Genomic DNA, 15,686 nt, shown 5'->3' on the forward strand with positions numbered 1-15,686 from the left:
AACGGCGCACCGGCAAAAAACAGGCAGGAAACATGACCGACAACAGCGTTCTTCTCGAGAAGCGCGGGCAGGCGTTCTGGATCACGATCAACCGCCCGGACAAGCGCAACGCACTCAACGCCGGCGTGATCGCGGGCATCGCCAGGGGTTATCGCGAGGCGCATGACGACAAGGACGTGCGTGTCATCGTGCTGACGGGCGCGGGCGACAAGGCGTTCTGCGCCGGCGCAGATTTGCAGAACAGCGGCGCGGCATTCTCGATGGATTTCTCGCGCCCCAATGTCGACTATGCAGATCTGTTGCGGCTGTCGCAGAACGCGACCAAGCCCGCGATCGCGCGGGTCGGCGGCGTCTGCATGGCCGGCGGCATGGGCCTGCTGTGCATGACCGACATGGCGGTGGCCGCCGATGGCGTGATCTTCGGCCTGCCGGAGGTGAAGGTCGGCGTGTTTCCGATGCAGGTGCTGAGCCTGCTGCAGTCGATCGCCCCCGCACGCCTCATCAACGAATGGGCGCTGACCGGCGAGCCGTTCGATGCCAAGGCGGCACAGGCCGCGGGTCTTCTCAACTACGTCGTGCCGGCCGCCGAGCTCGACGCCAAGGTCGATTGGCTGATCGGCCGTATCGTCGACAAGTCGCCGACGGCGATCCGTCGCGGCAAATACGCGATGCGGGCGATCGCCTCGATGTCGTTCGACGAAAGCATCGCCTACACCGAAAGCCAGATCGCGCTGCTCGCGATGACCGAAGACGCCAAGGAAGGCCTCAAGGCCTTCGGCGAGAAGCGCAAGCCGACCTGGACGGGGCGGTGAATGATGGCCTCTGCTTCACCTCGCCGCGCGTGCGGGGAGGGCGCGGTGCGAAAATATCGAAAACAACCCCATGCACAGTAGCCGGGCGGCTACCCGGCGTTCGACACGGCAACTTGACACGTCGGGCAACTCAGTGGCACAATTCCATTATTCCGAAATCGCGCAAGTCGGGCCTCACCCCAGCCCTCTCCCCGGGTGAACGGGGCGAGGAGCGCGTGCCCGTCGCACGCTAGCCCGCGTTGGCCTTCAGGCCGGCGGCTTCGATGCCGGCTACGGCGCAGATCTCGTCATTGTCCGAGGTGTCGCCGCTGACGCCGACGGCGCCGAGCAGGGTCGCGCCGTCCATGATCAGCACGCCGCCGGGCACCGGCACCAGCCGGCCCTGCGCCAGCGTGTTCACGCTGTCGATGAAATAGGCCTGCTCCTGCGCGCGCTGGAACAGCGCCCGCGATCCCATGCCGAGCGCCAGCGCGCCATAGGCCTTGCCGTGGGCGATCTCGGCGCGCATCAGGCTGGTGCCGTCCTGCGCCGCCGTCACCTTCACCGCGCCACGCGCGTCGAGGATGGTGACCACCAGCGGCTTCAGCTTCTTCTCGACCCCCTTGGCGAGCGCGGCGTCCAGAATCTTGCGGGCGGTTTCGAGAGTGAGCTCAGCCATGGGCCTGTTCCTTTTTCGGCAATGATTGGTCAGAATGCGATGTCGCACGTTTCAGGCTCATCGCCAATACGCTGGCGACATGCAGCGGCGTGCGGCCGCTGCCGTCCTTGATCTGGTGCCGGCATGAGGTGCCGTCGGCCACGATCAGCGTGTCCTGATCGGCGCTGCGCACTGCAGGGAGCAGCGACAGCTCGGCCATCTCGATCGAGGCCTGATAGGTCTCCGCCCCATAGCCGAACGCGCCGGCCATGCCGCAGCAGCTCGACTCGATGGTCTTGACGTCGAGGCCCGGCACCAGCCGCAAGATCTTCTCCACCGGCTTGAACGCGCCGAAGGACTTTTGGTGGCAATGACCGTGCACGACGGCTTTGCCGGCAACAGCGCCGAGCGGCAGCGCGAGGCGGCCCGCCTCTGCCTCGCGCACCAGGAATTCCTCGAACAGCAGGGCGTGGGCGCTGACGCTCTTCGCGGTGTCATCCGAGCGCAGCGACAGCAGCTCGTCGCGCAGGGTCAGCAGGCAGCTCGGCTCGAGGCCGATGATCGGCACGCCGCGCGCCGCGAACGGCGCGTAGGTCGAAACCAGCCGGTCGAGCTCGGCGCGCGCCTGCACGACCAGCCCGGCCGACAGGAACGTGCGTCCGCAGCATGGCGGACGGCCGCCGTCCGGTGACTTCGGGAGATGCACGCGATAGCCGCCGGCGATCAGGACCTCGACCGCGGCGTCGAGATTTTCCCGCTCATAGCCGCGGTTGAACGTATCGGCGAACAGCACCACTTCGCGCCCCTCAGGCGGCCCCAGTACCTCGGAGTCCGGCTGGAAAATGTCGCGGCGAAACGCTGGCAGCGCGCGCTGCGCACTGATGCCGGCGAATTTCTCGAACAGCGTGCGCAGCAGCGGGCTCTTGTTGCGCCAGTTCGCGAGCGGCGCAAAGCGCGAGGCGAGATCGACATAGCGCGGCAAATAACCGACCAGCCGGTCGCGCAGCGACAGGCCGTGCGTCGCGGCGCGGGCCGCCAGCACCTCGATCTTCATCTTGGCCATGTCGACGCCGGTCGGGCATTCGTGACGGCACGCCTTGCAGGACACGCAGAGTTTCAGCGTGTCCATCATCTCGTCGGAGGACAGTGCATCCGGTCCGAGCTGGCCGGAGATCGCCAGCCGCAACGTGTTGGCGCGGCCGCGAGTGACGTCCTTCTCGTTGCGCGTCGCACGATAAGATGGGCACATCACGCCGCCTTCGAGCTTGCGGCAGGCGCCGTTGTTGTTGCACATCTCGACCGCGCCCTGGAAACCGCCGCCGGCGCCGGGATAGGCCGACCAGTCCAGCACGGTCTTCATTTCGCCGACGCGATAGTCCGGCGAGAAACGAAACAGCGAACGATCGTCCATCCTGGGCGGATCGACGATCTTGCCAGGGTTGAGCGTATTGGACGGGTCGAAGCGCTGCTTGACCTCGCGGAAGTCGGCGACGATGCGCGCGCCGAACATGGTCTCGTGGAATTCCGAGCGCACGAGGCCGTCGCCATGCTCGCCGGAATGCGAGCCCTTGTATTCGCGCACCATTGCGAAGGCTTCCTCGGCAATGGCGCGCATTGCCTTGACGTCCTTCTCGAGCTTCAGATTGAGCACCGGGCGCACATGCAGGCAGCCTTCGGACGCGTGCGCGTACATGGTGCCGCGCGTGCCGTGTCTGGCGAACACGGTGTTGAGCCGTTCGGTGTAGTCGGCGAGGTGCGGCAGCGGCACCGCGCAATCCTCGACGAAGGAGACCGGCTTGCCCTCCTGCTTCATCGACATCATGACGTTGAGCCCGGCGGCGCGGAAATCGGCGATGCCGGATTGCAGCGCGGGCTCTGTTATCTCGACCACGCCGCCCCATTTGCGCTGCGGCCTGTCCCAGCCGAAGCCGAGATCGCCCATCAGCTCGCCGAGCTGCTTGAGGCGGGCGAGGTTGTCGGCCTGGTCTTCCTCGGCGAACTCGACCACCAGGATCGCGTCCGGATCGCCGCGCACCGCCGCGGAAATAATCGGCTGGAACATCGCGATCTCGCGGCCCAGCGCGATCATGGTGCGGTCGACCAGCTCCACGGCAATGGGCCGCAGCTTCACCAGATGCTGGGCTGCATCCATCGCCTCGTAGAAGCTGCCGAAATGGCAGACGCCGAGCGCCTTGTTGCGGATCACGGGCCACAACTTCAGCTCGACCTGCGTGGTGAAGGCGAGCGTGCCTTCCGAGCCGACCAGAAGATGCGCCATGTTGTTCGGCGCATTGCGCGGCACCAGCGCGTCGAGGTTATAGCCGCCGACGCGGCGCTGCACCTTGGGGAATTTGTCCGCGATCTCGGCCGCCTCGCGCTCGCCGAGGTCGAGCATGGCGCGGAACAGCTGCGATCCGGGGTCGGATGCGCTGATCCGCGTCAGGTCGCGCGGCACCTCGCCGAAATGCAGCAGCGTGCCGTCGGCGAGCGCCGCATCCATCGACAGCGTGTTGTCGCGCATCGTGCCGTAGCGCAGCGAGCGGCCGCCGCAGGAATTGTTGCCGGCCATGCCGCCGATCGTGGCGCGCGATGCGGTCGATACGTCGACCGGAAACCACAGCCCATGCTTCCTGAGCTGGCGGTTGAGATCGTCGAGCACGATACCGGGCTCGACCACGCAGGTGCGGTTCTCGACGTCGAGCGAGAGGATGCGGTTCAAGTGCTTGGACAGGTCGACCACGATGCCGTCATTGACGGTCTGGCCGCATTGCGACGTGCCGCCGCCCCTCGGGGTCACGATCCGCCCGGCCTCGCGGACGATCGCCAGCGTCCGTAGCGCCTCGTCGACGGTGCGCGGCACCACCACGCCGGCGGGCATGATCTGGTAGAACGAGGCGTCGGTCGCGTAGCGGCCACGGTTGAAGGCATCGAAAAACACGTCGCCGGTCAATTCGGACCGCAGGCGCTGTTCGAGCGAGGAGGCGTTCTTCATCCCAGATCCGATGTGACCCGCGGCGCAACCAGAATTGCCCCGGGATTATGCATTCGACTGCGCCGAGAATTACATTATGAATTCAAAATGAGCAACTAGCTGCGTTGTGGCGCCGTCTCCCGGGCGCTGTCCGGTCCTTCGGCGAGGTGCTCGATGGCGGCGCTCCGCTTGTTACGCAGATGGGCGAACAGGATGTCGCTGAGCTCGCTGCCGGCGCGGCGGCGCAGCGCATCGAGGATCGCCTCGTGCTCGCGCATCGCCTCGGCCCAACGCTGTCGCTTGCGGGCGAAATTGGCGGAATAGCGTACACGGCGGATCCGGCCGGCGAAGTTGGCGTAGATAGTCTTCAGCGTCGCGTTGCGCGCAGCCGCGACGATGCTCTCGTGAATTTGCTGATTGGTCTGGAAATAGCCGTGCATGTCGCGGTGCAGATAGTGGCCGTACATCTCGTAGTGCAGCCGCTCGATCGCGGCGATTTCCTCATCCGTGATGCTCTCGCAGGCCAGCCGTCCGGCGAGGCTCTCCAGTCCGGCCATGACGTCGAACAGTTCCTCGAGGTCGCGCGGGCTGAGCTGGCGCACCCGGGCGCCGCGGTTGGGCAACAGCTCGATCAAGCCTTCGGCCGCCAGCACCTTGAGCGCCTCGCGCAGCGGCGTCCTGGAGATTCCCAGCATTTCGCAGAGCTGGCGTTCCGGAACGCGACCGCCCTCGGGAATGTTGCCTTCCACCACATAATCGCGGAGCCGCAGCAGGATCTCGCCGTGCAGCGATGCCTCCTGGCGGTCGCTGCCGTTGCCGGCGGCGGGCTGGGTGATCGGAACCCCGGTTTCGGGAATCGCAGATTTCATATTCTGAACAATAATTTGCCGACGCGGCGGCGTCGATCTCCGCAATCGAATACCAAAATTGGATTGAAAATACAAAAAATGAATGCAAAATGACTGACGAAGAGGCCGAAATCCGGCGATTGGGAGGTTCTCATGCATCAAGGACGCCATTTCCTGCAGATTCCGGGACCGAGCCCGGTTCCGGATCGCATTCTGCGCGCGATGGACATGCCGGTCATCGACCACCGCAGCGCGGACTTTGCCGAGCTCGGTCGCACGGTGCTCGAGGGCAGCGCCAAGATCTTCCAGACCGCAGGCCCGGTGGTGATCTTCCCGTCGTCGGGCACCGGCGCCTGGGAAGCTGCGATCGTCAACACGCTGTCGCCCGGCGACAAGGTCCTGATGGTCGAGACCGGTCACTTCGCCACGTTGTGGCGGCAGCTCGCCGGCCGCTTCGGTATCGAGGTCGAATTCATTGCCGGCGACTGGCGTCGCGGCGCCGACCCGGCGTTGATCGAGGCAAGGCTTGCCGCGGACACCGCGCACAGCATCAAGGCGGTGATGGTCGTCCACAACGAGACCTCGACCGGCGCGACCAGCCGGATCGCCGACATCCGTGCCGCGATCGACCGCACCAACCATCCGGCGCTCCTGATGGTCGACACCATTTCATCGCTGGGCTCGGTCGACTACCGGCACGACGAGTGGAAGGTCGATGTCAGCGTCAGCTGCTCGCAGAAGGGTTTCATGCTGCCGCCCGGCCTCGGCTTCAACGCGATCTCGGAAAAGGCCCGCGCCGCGTCCCGCAGCAACAAGATGCCGCGCTCCTATTTCGATTGGGAGGAGATGCTGAAGCCGAACGCCAAGGGCTTCTTCCCCTATACGCCGGCGACGAACCTGCTCTACGGGCTGCGCGAGGCGATCGCGATGCTGCTGGAGGAGGGGCTCGACAAGGTGTTCGCGCGCCATCAGCGGCTCGCAGCCGCCACCCGTGCCGCCGTCAACCAATGGGGGCTCGAGGTGCTGTGCCAGGAGCCTTCGGAATTCTCGCCGGTGCTGACCGCGGTCATGATGCCGCCCGGTCATGACGCCGATCAGTATCGCCAGGTCGTGCTCGACAATTTCAACATGTCGCTCGGTGCCGGCCTGTCAAAGGTCGCCGGCAAGGTGTTCCGCATCGGTCATCTCGGCGAATGCAACGAGCTGACCTTGCTTGGCGCGCTCACCGGCGTCGAGATGGGGCTGTCGGTTGCCGGCGTGCCGCATCGTGCGGGCGGCGTCGAGGCGGCGATGCGGCTGCTCGAGCAGCGCGATCAGCGCAACGCGTTGCATCTGAAAGTGGTCGGCACCTAGCGACCAACAACCAAGAAAATCGCGGATCAGGGAAGGGGGAGGGATATGAGGCTTCGGTTCAAGGCCACCCATGTCGTATTGGCCATGCTCTGCGTGATGTATTTCATCACCTATGTGGACCGCGTCAACATCGGCACCGCGGCCAGCGAGATCCAGAAGGAGCTCGGTCTGTCGAACACCGAGCTCGGCCTGGTGTTCTCCGCCTTCGCCTATCCGTATCTGCTGTTCCAGGTGATCGGCGGCTGGGTCGGCGATCGCTTCGGGCCACGTCAGACCTTGTTCTGGTGCGGCATGATATGGGCCGCGGCGACCATCATGACCGGCTTTGTCCACGGACTCGCCGCGCTGTTCATCGCACGCTTCGCGCTCGGCTTCGGCGAAGGCGCGACGTTCCCGACCGCGACGCGCGCCATGCAGTACTGGACGCCGGCGAACCGCCGCGGCTTCGCGCAAGGCCTGACCCACGCGTTCGCACGTCTCGGCAACGCGGTGACCCCGCCGGTGGTCGCGCTCCTGATCCTCTGGCTGACCTGGCGCGGCGCCTTCGTCGCGCTTGGCATCGTCAGTCTCATCTGGGGCGTCGCATGGGTCTGGTACTTCCGCAACGAGCCGGCCGACCACGGCTCCATCACTACGGCCGAGCTTGCGACCTTGCCGCCGCGGCCGAAAGGCGAGCGGCCGAAGGTGCCGTGGGGCCCGCTGTTGCAGCGGATGTGGCCGGTGACGCTGACCTACTTCTGCTACGGCTGGTGCCTGTGGCTCTACCTCAATTGGCTGCCGCTGTTCTTCAAGAACAACTACAGCCTCGATCTGAAGAACTCGGCGCTGTTCGCATCCGGCGTGTTCTTTGCCGGCGTCGTCGGCGACAGCATCGGCGGCGTGATCTCCGACCGCATCCTCGAACGGTCAGGCAATGTGCGGCTGGCGCGGCTCAGCGTCACGATCGTGGGATTTGCGGGCGCGCTGCTGTCGCTGATGCCGATCCTGTTCGTTCACGACATCACCGTGGTCGCGCTCTGCCTGTCGGCCGGCTTCTTCTGCGCCGAACTGGTGATCGGCCCGATGTGGTCGATTCCGATGGACATCGCGCCGAAATATTCCGGCACCGCGGCCGGGCTCATGAACACCGGCTCGGCGTTTGCGGCGATCGTCTCGCCGCTGGTTGCCGGCTTCGTCATCGACGCCACCGGCAACTGGTACCTGCCGTTCTTGATGTCGATGGCCCTCTTGCTGGTCGGTGGCGTCTCGGCGTTCCTGATGCACCCCGAGCGGCCGTTCGAGGAGGGTAGCGAATCGTTGGTATCGGGCAAGGTGTTGGCCGCCGAATGAGCGGCCACCGGCCCCGGCGGAGCGCCGTCAGATATGCATGACGGCCCCCCGCCGGGCCTGGGACAAACCCGGCGAATAGTGATATGCGAGCGCCTTACCAAGACCAAGGCAAGACCGGGAAAGACGCTCATGACCGTGCATACTGGAAGGCATTTTCTGCAGATTCCGGGACCGACCAACGTGCCGGACAGGGTCTTGCGGGCCATGGATATGCCGACCATGGACCATCGCGGTGCCGAATTCGCCGAGATCGGCTTTGCCGTGATGTCGGCGATGCAGCGGGTGTTCCGCACCAAGCAGCCCGTGATCATCTATCCCTCGTCGGGGACCGGCGCCTGGGAGGCTGCGATCGTCAACACGCTGCAGCCGGGCGACAAGGTCCTGATGTGCGAGACCGGGCAATTCGCGGTGCTGTGGCACGGCATCGCCGACAAGTTTAAGCTCGACGTCGATTTCATCCCGGGCGACTGGCGCCATGGCGCCGACCTCGAGCAGATCGAGGCGCGGCTCGCCGCCGACAAGGCGCACAAGATCAAGGCCGTCTGCGTGGTCCATAACGAGACCTCGACCGCCTGCGTCACCTATCCGCTCAACGTCCGCAAGATCCTCGACTCCTTGAAGCATCCGGCGCTCTTGATGGTCGACACCATCTCCGGCCTCGGCTCGCTCGAATATGAGCACGATGCCTGGGGCATCGACGTCTCGATCGCCGGCTCCCAGAAGGGCCTGATGCTGCCGCCCGGCCTCGGCTTCAACGCGGTGTCGGAGAAGGCGCTTGCGGTGGCCAAGGCCAATCCCGGGATGCGCTCCTATTGGGACTGGCAGGAGGTCATCAACATCAACAAGGCCGGCACCTGGCCGTATACCCCCGCCACCAACCTGCTGTTCGGCCTGCGCGAGGCCGTGAAGATGCTGGAGGAGGAGGGGCTGGAGAACGTCTTCGCCCGCCACAAGCGCCACAGCGAAGCGACGCGCGCCGCGATCAAGGTCTGGGGTCTGGAGACGCAATGTCAGGAGCAGGGCGCGCATTCGCCGGCGCTGACCGCGGTGCGGGTGCCCGACGGCCACGACGCCGACCACTTCCGCAAGGTCGTGCTGGAAAATTTCGACATGTCGCTCGGCACCGGCCTCAACAAGGTCAAGGGCAAGGTGTTCCGGATCGGACACATCGGCCACTTCAACGATTTGATGCTGATGGGCACGCTGTCCGGCGTCGAGATGGGTCTCGATCTCGCCAAGGTGCCGCATCGCAGCGGCGGTGTGCTGGCGGCGATGGAAGTTCTGAAGGGGCGTGACGCCGCGCAGGTATCGAAAGCCGTTGCTTGAGCAGGCTGGCCTGAAACCTCATCGCAAACAACAGAAGGAGCGAGACATGAACGCGCCCGTCGCACCGACCGAAGACCTGATCTACTCCGTCGCGGACGGAATCGCGCGCATCACGTTCAACCGGCCGCAGGCCCGCAACGCGCTGACCTTTGCGATGTACGAGCAGATGGCCGCGATCTGCGAGAACATCAATCAGGATCATTCCATCAAGGCGCTGATCCTGACCGGGGCCGGTGACAAGGCGTTCGCCTCCGGCACCGACATCTCGCAATTCCGCGCGTTCAAGACCGCGCAGGATGCGCTGGACTACGAGGCGCGGATCGACCGCGTGCTGGGGACGCTCGAACAGTGCCGCGTGCCCGTCATTGCGGCGATCGCAGGTGCGTGCACCGGCGGCGGCGCCGGCATTGCCGCATGCTGCGATATCCGCATCGGCACCGAGGCGACGCGGATCGGCTTCCCGATCGCACGCACGCTCGGCAACTGTCTGTCGATGTCCAACATCTCGCGGCTGGTCTCGCTGATCGGTCCGGCGCGGACCAAGGACCTGATCTTCAAGGCGCGCCTGGTCGAGGCGCCGGAAGCGCTGGCGCTCGGCCTCTTGAACGAGGTCGTCCCCGACGTGGAGACGCTGCAGCGCCGCGCCACCGAGACCGCGCAACTCGTCGCCGGCCATGCGCCGATCACGCTCGAAGTCACCAAGGAGGCAGTGCGCCGCATCCGCCGCACGCTGTCGCGCGACGAGGGCGAAGACCTGATCCTGCGCGCCTATATGAGCGAAGACTTCCGCGAGGGCATGGACGCTTTCCTCAACAAGCGCGCGCCGAACTTCAAGGGCAAGTAACGGCTCGGCTGCGGGTTGGCTACGCGGGCTCTTTCTGTCGTCATTCCGGGGCGCGCTATGCCCCAACCACCGCTGTCATCGCCCGGTCAAGCCCGGGCGATGACAGCGTTTGTCAATGCGAGCAGAGCGAAGCACCCACCTCATTCCAAAGTCATAGGTCATGCGGCAGTTCGGCGGCTTGAACTCACCTGCATTCTCGGCACAATGATACGAACCCGCCACCTCGACGGTTTTGCCAAGCCGAACAAATAGATAGGGAAGAAGAACGTGGGACAGATTGTGAAAGCCACGGCTACCATCGCGGCCTTGCTGATGAGCGCGCCGGCGTTTGCCGGCTGGGAGCCGAGCAAGCCGGTCGAGATCGTGGTTGCGGCCGGCGCCGGTGGTGCTTCCGACCAGATGGCGCGCATGATGCAGGCGGCGATCCAGAAGAACAATCTGATGAAGCAGCCGATGGTGGTGTCGCTGAAGGGCGGCGCGTCGGGTGCGGAAGCGCTGATGTACATGAAGTCCAGCGAGGGCGATCCCAACAAGGTGCTGATCGCCTATTCGCTGATCTATATGCTGCCGCTGTCGGCCAAGATTCCGTTCAACTGGCGCGACCTCACACCGGTGTCGGTGATCGCGCTCGACCAGTTCGTGCTGTGGGACAATGCCAACGGCCCGAAGACCGTGAAGGAGTTCATCGATGCTGCGAAGGCGGCGAGCGCGCCGTTCAAGATGGGCGGCACCGGCTCCAAGCGCGAGGATCACGTGCTGACCGTGTTCATGGAGCAGAAGACCGGCGCGAAATTCTCCTATCTGCCCTACAAGTCGGGCGGCGAGGCCGCGACCCAGCTGGTCGGCGGCCACACCGAGTCCAACGTCAACAATCCGAGCGAGAACCTCGAGGTCTGGCGCGCCGGCCAGGTCCGCGCGCTCTGCGTGTTCGACAAGGAGCGGATTTCCTACAAGACCAAGGTCACCGACACGCAATCCTGGAACGATATCCCGACCTGCAGGGAAGAGGGGCTGGACGTGCAGTATCTGATGCTGCGCGCGATGTTCCTGCCGGGCAAGGTCACGCAGGAGCAGCAGGCGTTCTATGTCGACCTGTTCCAGAAGGTGACGCAGACTGCTGAATACAAGGACTACATGGAGAAGCAGGCCTTGAAGCCGATCTTCCTCACCGGCAAGGATATGGTTGAGTTCCTCGAGGATGACGACAAGCAGAATGCCTCGCTGATGAACGCGGCGGGCTTCGTCGCGAAATAGCGGTCGCGGTTTGCTTACCCTCTCGGCTGAATCGGCTTGCAAGCGGCAGCGGCGCAGTGATTATTGCGCCGCAGTATGGCCGAACGTCCGGCGAGCCCGATCGGGCTGGGTCACCCCTCCGTCGCCGTTACGGGACCGCAAGGAGCGATCATGACCAAAGCCGTTCTCGGGATCATCGGCGGATCCGGCATCTACGATCTGCCGGGACTGGAAAATGTCCGCGAGGAGGCGATCGCGAGTCCCTGGGGCGAACCGTCCGCGCCGCTGCGCCGTGGCGAGATGGCGGGATTGCCGATCGTGTTCCTGCCGCGACACGGCCAGGGGCATGCGCTGTCGCCGTCCGACATCAATTATCGCGCCAATATCGATGTCCTCAAGCGAGCGGGGGTCACCGACCTGGTGGCGCTGTCGGCGTGCGGTTCGTTCAAGGAGGAGCTGCCGCCGGGCACGTTTGTGCTGGTCGATCAGTTCGTCGATCGCACCTACAAGCGCGAGAGCTCGTTCTTCGGCAAAGGCTGCGTCGCGCATGTGTCGATGGCGCATCCGATCTCGCCGCTGCTGGTCAAGCATCTCGCCGCCGCGGCCGAAGCCGAAGCCATCGCGTTCGCACGCGGCGGCACTTATCTCTGCATGGAAGGGCCGCAATTCTCCTCGCTCGCCGAAAGCCTGACCTACAAGGCGCAGGGCTATTCGGTGATCGGCATGACCAACATGCCCGAAGCCAAGCTCGCCCGCGAGGCCGAGATCTGCTACGCCAGCGTGGCGATGGTCACCGATTTCGATTGCTGGCATCCGGCGCATGATGCCGTGACGGTGCAGGATATCATCCGCGTGTTGAATTCGAACGCCGAGAAGGCCAAGGCGCTCGTCGCGCGTCTGGGGCGGGATTTCCCGCGCGAGCATGAGCCTTGTCCGATCGGTTCGGATCGCGCGCTGGATACGGCCCTGATCACGGCGCCCGCGGCCCGCGATCCGCAGCTGCTTGCCAGGCTCGATGCCGTCGCCGGAAGGGTGTTACGCGCATGAAAGTCGATGGACGCCATTTCCGCAGCATCTGGCTCGAGCCCGACGGCTGGTCGGTCGGCGCGATCGATCAGCGCCGGCTGCCGCATGAGTTTATCATTGCAAAGATCACGACGGCGGACGAGGCCGGCGAGGCGATCAGCTCGATGCTGGTGCGCGGCGCGCCGTTGATTGGCGCGACTGCCGCCTACGGCATGGCGCTGGCGATGCGGGCCGATGCCTCCGATGCGGCGCTCGAGCGTACCGGCAAGATGCTGGCCGCGACCCGGCCGACCGCGATCAATCTGAAGTGGGCTGTTGATGAGATGCAGCGCGCGCTCGCGCCGCTCGCAGCATCAGTCCGCACGGAAGCGGCCTATGCCCGCGCCCGCGAGATCGCCGACGAAGACGTCGAGATCAACCGCGAGATCGGCCGGCACGGCCTCGGCCTGATCGAAAAAATCGCCGCGACCAAGCAGCCGGGCGAGCCGGTGAACGTCCTGACGCATTGCAATGCCGGCTGGCTTGCAACCGTCGATTGGGGAACGGCGACCTCACCAATCTACCAGGCGCATGATCGCGGCATTGCGGTCCATGTCTGGGTCGACGAGACGCGGCCGCGCAATCAGGGCGCTTCGCTCACCGCCTGGGAACTCGGTCACCACGGCGTGCCGCACACCGTGATCCCTGACAACACCGGCGGCCATCTGATGCAGCATCGCATGGTGGACCTTGCGATCGTCGGCACCGACCGCGTCGCCGCCAATGGCGACGTCTGCAACAAGATCGGGACCTATCTGAAGGCGCTCGCGGCACACGACAACGGCGTGCCGTTCTATGTCGCGCTGCCGTCGCCGACCATCGACTTTCGTATCGATGATGGCATCAAACAGATTCCGATCGAGCAACGCGCGGCCAGCGAGGTAACGCACCTCACCGGGAAGACGGCGGATGGAAGGATCGAGACCGTCCGCGTGGTTCCGGACGGCTCAACCGTTGCCAATTTCGGCTTCGATGTCACGCCGGCGCGTCTGGTGACGGGGTTGATCACCGAGCGCGGCGTGCTCGCCGCTAATCGCGCTGCACTTGCGAACGCCTTTCCCGAACGTTCCGGGCGTTAGCTGAAGGCCGCATTGACGGTGAAAGGTTCAGCACGCTATCCCAATCGTTGCCCTCGCAACCCAGACCGTCCAGTCCATGTCCAATACCGAACTTGAGATCGTCGTCGACGATCCGACCGCGCCTGAAGAGAACTCGCCCGCCGTCGTCTCTACCGGCGCCGTCGACGTTATCGTTTCGCTGCTGCTGCTCGCGCTCTCCCTGGTGCTCGGCTGGGATAATTGGCGCACCGGTGCGTCATGGGATTCGACCGGGCCGCAGCCGGGCTATTTTCCGTTCTACCTCTCAGTGATTCTCGGCGCCGCCAGCCTCTATGGCCTCGGCGCCGCCTTCGTCTCACGCCGGGAAGCTGCCGAAACCTTCGTCACCCGCGCCCAGTTTCGCCGGGTGCTGGCGGTGTTCGTGCCGACCTTCCTGTTTTGCCTCGCCACCCAGTATCTAGGCCTCTACGTCGCGAGCTTTCTGTTGATCGCCGGGTTCATGCGCCTCGTCGGCAAGATCGCGCTGTGGAAGTCACTCCTCACCGCCTTCATCTTCACCGCCGCGATGTTCGTGACCTTCGACGTCGCCTTCGACGTCATCATGCCGAAGGGCCCGCTCGAAGCGGCCTTCGGCTACTGAGCTAACCGAGGAATTTCGAGACATGGAAGCCTTCGGTCTCCTGCTGCACGGCTTTGCCGTCCTCCTGACCTGGAAGACGCTGCTCCTGATGATGGTCGGCCTCGTGCTCGGCATCTTCGTCGGCGTGTTGCCGGGCCTCGGCGGTCCCAACGGCGTCGCGATCCTGTTGCCGCTCACCTTCACGATGGATCCGACATCCGCCATCGTGATGCTGTCGTGCATCTATTGGGGCGCGCTGTTCGGCGGCGCCATCACCTCGATCCTGTTCAACATCCCCGGTGAAGCCTGGTCGGTCGCGACCACCTTCGACGGCTATCCGATGGCGCAGCAGGGCAGGGCTGCCGAAGCGCTCACCGCGGCATTCACCTCGTCCTTCATCGGTTCGCTGGTCGCGGTGCTGCTGATTACCTTCCTGGCGCCGATGATCTCTTCGTTCGCGCTGAAATTCGGCCCGCCGGAATTCTTTGCCGTCTATCTCCTGACGTTCTGTTCGTTCGTCGGCCTCGGTCGCGAGGCCAAGCACAAGACCGTGATCTCGATGTCGCTCGGACTGCTGCTTGCGGGCGTCGGCATGGATACGGTGTCCGGGCAGCTGCGTATGACCTTCGGCTCGGCGGAGCTGCTGCGCGGCATCAACTTCCTGGTCGCTGTGATCGGCCTGTTCGGCATCAGCGAGATCCTGCTCACGATGGAGGAGCGCCTGGCGCTGCGCGGACACGCCGCCGGTATCAGCCTGCGCGTCGTGCTGTCGGTGTGGAAGGAGCTGCCGAAGTACTGGGTGACGCTGCTGCGTTCGTCGGTGATCGGCTGCTGGCTCGGGATCACGCCGGGTGGTGCGATTGCGGCCTCCTTCATGGGCTACAACCTCGCCAAGCGCTTTTCCAAGGATCAGGGCAGTTTTGGCAAGGGCCGCATCGAGGGCGTGTTCGCGCCGGAGACCGCCGCTCACGCCTCGGGCACCTCGGCGCTGCTCCCAATGCTCGCGCTCGGCATTCCCGGCTCGGGGACGGCGGCGATCCTGCTCGGCGGCCTGATGGTGTGGGGCCTCAACCCGGGCCCGCTGCTGTTCGTCGAGCACAAGGATTTCGTCTGGGGCCTGATCGCCTCGATGTATCTCGGCAACGTCGTCGGCCTCGTGCTGGTGTTGACCACGGTGCCGATCTTCGCCTCGATCCTGCGCGTGCCGTTCGCAGCTGTCGCGCCGATGATCGTGGTGTCCTGCGCGATCGGCGCCTACGCGATCCAGAATGCGCTGTTCGACATCTGGCTGATGCTGGGCTTCGGTGTGGTCGGCTACGTCTTCAAGAAGATCGCCATCCCGCTCGCGCCGTTCACGCTCGCCTTGGTGCTCGGCAGCCGTGCCGAGGACGCGTTCCGCCTTTCGATGATCGGCTCCGGCGGCGACATGAAGGTGTTCTGGTCGAACGGCCTCGTCGGCAGCATCACGACCCTGGCGATCGTGCTGCTGTTCTGGCCGGTGATTGATCGGGCCTTTGCCGGCGTCGCGCGTCTGGTGCGACCGGCAAAGGCGTGAGGCCTTACAGCGTTTTCGGGCGAAGTGGATACCGGT

Annotated in this window: 13 protein-coding genes; 10 read left to right on the forward strand and 3 right to left on the reverse strand. The window is 64.9% G+C overall.

Annotated features, from left to right (window positions below; all coding sequences use genetic code 11):
• Positions 1 to 32: 32 nt before the first annotated feature.
• Positions 33 to 812 (forward strand): enoyl-CoA hydratase/isomerase family protein, encoded by a 780-nt coding sequence (locus ACVISU_RS34290; RefSeq protein ID WP_456709883.1) that lies wholly within the window; start codon positions 33 to 35, stop codon positions 810 to 812.
• A 229-nt stretch (positions 813 to 1,041) separates the two neighbouring features.
• Here ACVISU_RS34290 and ACVISU_RS34295 read toward each other — a convergent pair whose 3' ends face one another.
• From ACVISU_RS34295 to ACVISU_RS34305, 3 genes are all read right to left on the reverse strand, one after another.
• Positions 1,042 to 1,470 (reverse strand): GlcG/HbpS family heme-binding protein, encoded by a 429-nt coding sequence (locus ACVISU_RS34295; RefSeq protein ID WP_456709884.1) that lies wholly within the window; start codon positions 1,468 to 1,470, stop codon positions 1,042 to 1,044.
• The gene (locus ACVISU_RS34300; RefSeq protein ID WP_456709885.1) at positions 1,463 to 4,441 is read right to left on the reverse strand and encodes an FAD-binding and (Fe-S)-binding domain-containing protein; all 2,979 of its coding nucleotides are present in this window, start codon (positions 4,439 to 4,441) and stop codon (positions 1,463 to 1,465) included. The genes ACVISU_RS34295 and ACVISU_RS34300 overlap by 8 nt, the downstream gene beginning before the upstream one ends.
• Positions 4,442 to 4,536: 95 nt before the next feature.
• Positions 4,537 to 5,289 (reverse strand): GntR family transcriptional regulator, encoded by a 753-nt coding sequence (locus ACVISU_RS34305; protein ID WP_456709886.1) that lies wholly within the window; start codon positions 5,287 to 5,289, stop codon positions 4,537 to 4,539.
• Positions 5,290 to 5,421: 132 nt separating this feature from the next.
• On the opposite strand from ACVISU_RS34305, the gene ACVISU_RS34310 reads away from it, so the two are divergent.
• The 9 genes from ACVISU_RS34310 to ACVISU_RS34350 all read left to right on the forward strand — a co-directional run bounded on the left by ACVISU_RS34310 (position 5,422) and on the right by ACVISU_RS34350 (position 15,650).
• Positions 5,422 to 6,621, forward strand: coding sequence for a pyridoxal-phosphate-dependent aminotransferase family protein (locus tag ACVISU_RS34310; protein ID WP_456709887.1), 1,200 nt, complete (start codon positions 5,422 to 5,424; stop codon positions 6,619 to 6,621).
• A 45-nt stretch (positions 6,622 to 6,666) separates the two neighbouring features.
• Positions 6,667 to 7,950: an MFS transporter gene (locus tag ACVISU_RS34315; RefSeq protein WP_456709888.1), complete on the forward strand. Its 1,284-nt coding sequence runs from the start codon at positions 6,667 to 6,669 to the stop codon at positions 7,948 to 7,950.
• A 129-nt stretch (positions 7,951 to 8,079) separates the two neighbouring features.
• Positions 8,080 to 9,276, forward strand: coding sequence for a pyridoxal-phosphate-dependent aminotransferase family protein (locus ACVISU_RS34320; protein WP_456709889.1), 1,197 nt, complete (start codon positions 8,080 to 8,082; stop codon positions 9,274 to 9,276).
• A gap of 46 nt (positions 9,277 to 9,322) precedes the next feature.
• Positions 9,323 to 10,120, forward strand: a complete 798-nt coding sequence (locus tag ACVISU_RS34325) for an enoyl-CoA hydratase/isomerase family protein (RefSeq protein ID WP_050403634.1) — start codon at positions 9,323 to 9,325, stop codon at positions 10,118 to 10,120.
• Positions 10,121 to 10,432: 312 nt separating this feature from the next.
• The gene (locus tag ACVISU_RS34330; RefSeq protein ID WP_456710968.1) at positions 10,433 to 11,374 is read left to right on the forward strand and encodes a Bug family tripartite tricarboxylate transporter substrate binding protein; all 942 of its coding nucleotides are present in this window, start codon (positions 10,433 to 10,435) and stop codon (positions 11,372 to 11,374) included.
• A 150-nt stretch (positions 11,375 to 11,524) separates the two neighbouring features.
• On the forward strand, positions 11,525 to 12,400 hold the full coding sequence (locus tag ACVISU_RS34335) for an S-methyl-5'-thioadenosine phosphorylase (protein WP_456709890.1): 876 nt from the start codon (positions 11,525 to 11,527) through the stop codon (positions 12,398 to 12,400).
• Positions 12,397 to 13,497 carry an S-methyl-5-thioribose-1-phosphate isomerase gene (mtnA, locus tag ACVISU_RS34340; RefSeq protein ID WP_456709891.1) on the forward strand — a complete coding sequence of 367 codons (1,101 nt, stop codon included), beginning with the start codon at positions 12,397 to 12,399 and terminating at the stop codon, positions 13,495 to 13,497. The genes ACVISU_RS34335 and mtnA overlap by 4 nt, the downstream gene beginning before the upstream one ends.
• Positions 13,498 to 13,573: 76 nt before the next feature.
• Positions 13,574 to 14,116, forward strand: a complete 543-nt coding sequence (locus tag ACVISU_RS34345) for a tripartite tricarboxylate transporter TctB family protein (protein WP_456709892.1) — start codon at positions 13,574 to 13,576, stop codon at positions 14,114 to 14,116.
• Between the two features lie 22 nt (positions 14,117 to 14,138).
• Positions 14,139 to 15,650 (forward strand): tripartite tricarboxylate transporter permease, encoded by a 1,512-nt coding sequence (locus ACVISU_RS34350; protein ID WP_456709893.1) that lies wholly within the window; start codon positions 14,139 to 14,141, stop codon positions 15,648 to 15,650.
• Positions 15,651 to 15,686: the final 36 nt, after the last annotated feature.

It is taken from the genome of Bradyrhizobium sp. USDA 4452 (assembly GCF_054063575.1).